Here is a 3,336-nt window from a genome sequence, read left to right on the forward strand (position 1 = left end):
CTTTTCCAGCGTCTCGAACAAGAACGCATCGAAATCGTGCTCGCGCAGCTCGGTGCCGGAAACATTGACGGCAAGCCGTCCGAAGGCAATGCCGGCGCGATTCCATTTGGCCGCCTCGTTGATCGCCTTGGTGATGACGATGCGGCCGATCTCGGGCATGAAGCCGCATTTCTCGGCGACCGGGATGAATTCGCCGGGCGGGATCATGCCGCGCTCCGCATGGTTCCAGCGCACCAGCGCCTCGATGCCGCTGATCGTGCCGTTGGTCAGCGAGACCTGCGGCTGGAAATAGACCTGGAACGCCCGCTCCGCGATGGCGACCTTGATGTCGTGCTCGAGCTGCTTGCGATAATCGAGTTCGCGGCGCAGTTCCTCGGAGAAGAAGGAGAAGTTGCCACCGCCAAGCTTCTTGGCGGAATAAAGCGCCAGGTCGGCATGGACCAGCAAATCCCCAGCATTGTCGGCGTCGATCGGATAGACCGCGATGCCGGCGCTGGCGCCTGGGAGAATGGTCGTGCCCTGGAAGACGATCGGCTCGTTGATGTGCGCCAGGATGCGCCGCGCCAGCATGTTGATGTCTTCGGTGCCGCCGGCGCCGCCGAGGATCATGACGAACTCGTCGCCGCCCAGGCGCACGCACAGATCCGACGCCCGGCAGGAATCGCGCATGCGCTGTGCCGTGACGACCAGCACATAGTCGCCGGCGGCGTGGCCGAGCGTATCGTTGATCTGCTTGAATCGGTCGAGATCGAGCTGGACGACGGCAAGGCGTTCGCGACGCCGGTGCGTGCCCTTGATCAGCGTGTCGAAATGATCGGTCAGGAACGTGCGGTTGTGCAGGCCGGTGAGGCCGTCATGAACCGCGATGAAGGCCATGGAATTGCGCGCGTCGATCAGTTCATGCGTCTTGCGCAGGATGGCGTTCGACATCGGCCTGAAGATGAAGAGCGCCACCAGTATGATGACGCCGATTGTGGCGTAGAACAGCGTGCGATGGAGAGCGAGCAGCTTCTCGGAGCGGTCGTCGGCGTCGGCAGTGATGCGCTGGCCGAGCGCGGCATAACCCGACAAGGTCGCATTGGCGACTGAGGCGTCGAGATTGACGCGTTCGCCGCCGCCCTTGTAACCGCCATTGCCGCTGAATTGCGATTCATAGGCCGAGATCAGGCGGTCGCCATTGGCGATCAGCCCGACGGAGAAATAGTCGAGGTGGAAGGGCTTGGCGAAGAGGACGCTTTCGATCGACTTCGGGTCGAGCTTGGCCGGCGATTGCGGATCGGCTCCTGTCTGATCGAGCAGCAGGTCGTAGTTGGTCTCGAACTCCGCCGTTGCCTGCTTGAGCGCGCTGACCAGCGCCGGTTGCTTGTCGCGTGAACCGGCACCCGTTGCACTGGCAAGGAAGACGATGCGCTGCGACAGTGTCTTTTGTGTGCTGACGATGTCGAGCAAGGTGTGATTGTGCTGTTGGGTGGCCATCATCTGCTGCAGCAGTATGAAGGAGGCGATCACCATGGCCGCAATGATCAGCAGGGCCAGCCAATAGCCAGCCTTGATCAGCAGTATGAGCTTGCCTGAAACGGTTTGCACCGGCTGCTGCGACATTTTCGGGGGCGGCCCTCTCGCCTAAGGATTCTTGCCTAGGGATTCTTGTATGAGCACCATTGAACTGCAAACGTTAACAGGACTGGAAATCGACGGCTGTCCGGCAAGGGGCGGCCGTGGAAAGATCGCGGAATGGTTATCGGCTCGTTTAGCACCGTACCGGCATTTGAGCGGTCATCGGCCAGAACCTTTGTCGTGGCGTCGTTCCTCGGCCGCGTGATGATCGACATCGGGGCCGCATCGTGCTGCTTGCCACCGATCCGGTCGTTTTTGCGATGGATTTTTCGCGCGGACGAGACGACAGTCGGCCCACATCAAACGAGGCTAGGTCATGACCGCAGCATTCCTCTCCCACATCGACAGCGAGCTCGCGGGGCTCAAATCGGCAGGCCTCTACAAGTCGGAGCGGGTGATCACTTCGACGCAGTCGGCCGAGATCGAGGTCGGCGGCGACAAGGTGTTGAATTTCTGTGCCAACAACTATCTCGGCCTCGCCGATAGCGCCGATTTGCGCAATGCTGCCAAGCAGGCGCTCGACCGCTATGGCTACGGCATGGCATCGGTGCGCTTCATCTGCGGCACGCAGGAAGAGCACAAGCAGCTCGAATCGACGATTTCCTCCTTCCTCGGCATGGAAGACACCATCCTTTACGGCTCCTGCTTCGATGCCAATGGCGGCCTGTTCGAGACGCTGCTGGGCGAGGAAGACGCCATTATTTCGGATGCCTTGAATCATGCCTCGATCATCGATGGTGTGCGGCTGTCGAAGGCCAAACGTTTCCGCTACGCCAACAACGACATGGCCGATCTCGAGGCGCGCCTGAAGGAAGCCCGGGACTGCCGCTTCCGGTTGATCGCCACCGACGGCGTGTTTTCGATGGATGGCATCATCGCCAATCTCAGGGGTGTCTGCGACCTCGCCGAGAAGTATGACGCCATGGTGATGGTCGACGACAGCCATGCCGTCGGCTTTGTCGGTCAGAACGGCCGCGGCTCGGCCGAGCATTGCGGCGTCGAGGGCAGGGTCGACATCATCACCGGGACGCTCGGCAAGGCACTTGGTGGGGCCTCCGGTGGTTACACCTCGGGCAAAGGCCAGGTGGTCGACTGGTTGCGCCAGCGCTCACGGCCGTATCTCTTTTCCAACACGCTGATGCCGGCGATCGCCGGCGCTTCGATCAAGGTGTTCGAACTGATCAAAGACGGCGATGGGCTGCGCGACAAACTCTACGACAACGCTGCGCGGTTCCGGTCGCAAATGGGCAAGCTCGGCTTCACGCTGGCCGGAGCGGATCATCCGATCATCCCGGTGATGCTGGGCGATGCCAGCCTGGCGCAGGAGATGGCCGCGCGCATGCTGAAGCGCGGCATCTATGTCATCGGCTTCTCCTTCCCGGTGGTGCCAAAGGGGCAGGCGCGCATCCGCACGCAGATGTCGGCGGCGCATTCCAGCGCCGATATCGACCGCGCGGTGGAAGCGTTCGCCGCCGTCGGGCGCGAACTCGGCGTCATTTCCTGACAAGCCGGAATCGAAAAGCGATTCCGGAACAAGAGCTTCAAGGGACAAAAGCATGTCGAACATGATGAAAGCGCTGGTGAAGGCCAAGGCCGAACCAGGCATCTGGATGGAAGAGGTGCCGGTGCCGGAAATCGGCCCTAACGACGTGCTGATCAAGATCAAGAAGACGGCGATCTGCGGCACCGACGTGCACATCTACAATTGGGACCAGTGGG

3 protein-coding genes are annotated in these 3,336 nt (G+C 61.4%); 2 read left to right on the forward strand and 1 reads right to left on the reverse strand.

Annotated features, from left to right (window positions below; translation table 11 throughout):
- Positions 1–1,602: diguanylate cyclase (locus EN925_RS28895; RefSeq protein WP_164894451.1), on the reverse strand; the 1,602-nt coding region annotated here is incomplete at its 3' end.
- Between the two features lie 331 nt (positions 1,603–1,933).
- On the opposite strand from EN925_RS28895, the gene EN925_RS28900 reads away from it, so the two are divergent.
- Together EN925_RS28900 and EN925_RS28905 are read left to right on the forward strand one after the other, a co-directional pair.
- The gene (locus EN925_RS28900; protein ID WP_127388268.1) at positions 1,934–3,121 is read left to right on the forward strand and encodes a glycine C-acetyltransferase; all 1,188 of its coding nucleotides are present in this window, start codon (positions 1,934–1,936) and stop codon (positions 3,119–3,121) included.
- Between the two features lie 52 nt (positions 3,122–3,173).
- Positions 3,174–3,336, forward strand: a 163-nt coding sequence (locus EN925_RS28905) for an alcohol dehydrogenase catalytic domain-containing protein (RefSeq protein ID WP_164894452.1), incomplete at its 3' end; no start/stop codon positions are given.

The sequence above is a fragment of the Mesorhizobium sp. M7A.F.Ca.US.006.04.2.1 genome, assembly GCF_004022915.1.
In the GTDB taxonomy this organism is placed as follows: Bacteria; Pseudomonadota; Alphaproteobacteria; order Rhizobiales; family Rhizobiaceae; genus Mesorhizobium; species Mesorhizobium ciceri.

Coding starts and splice junctions, on each gene's coding strand:
- EN925_RS28900 (WP_127388268.1), top strand. CDS start 1,934: ATGACCGCAGCATTCCTCTCCCACATCGACAGCGAGCTCGCGGGGCTC.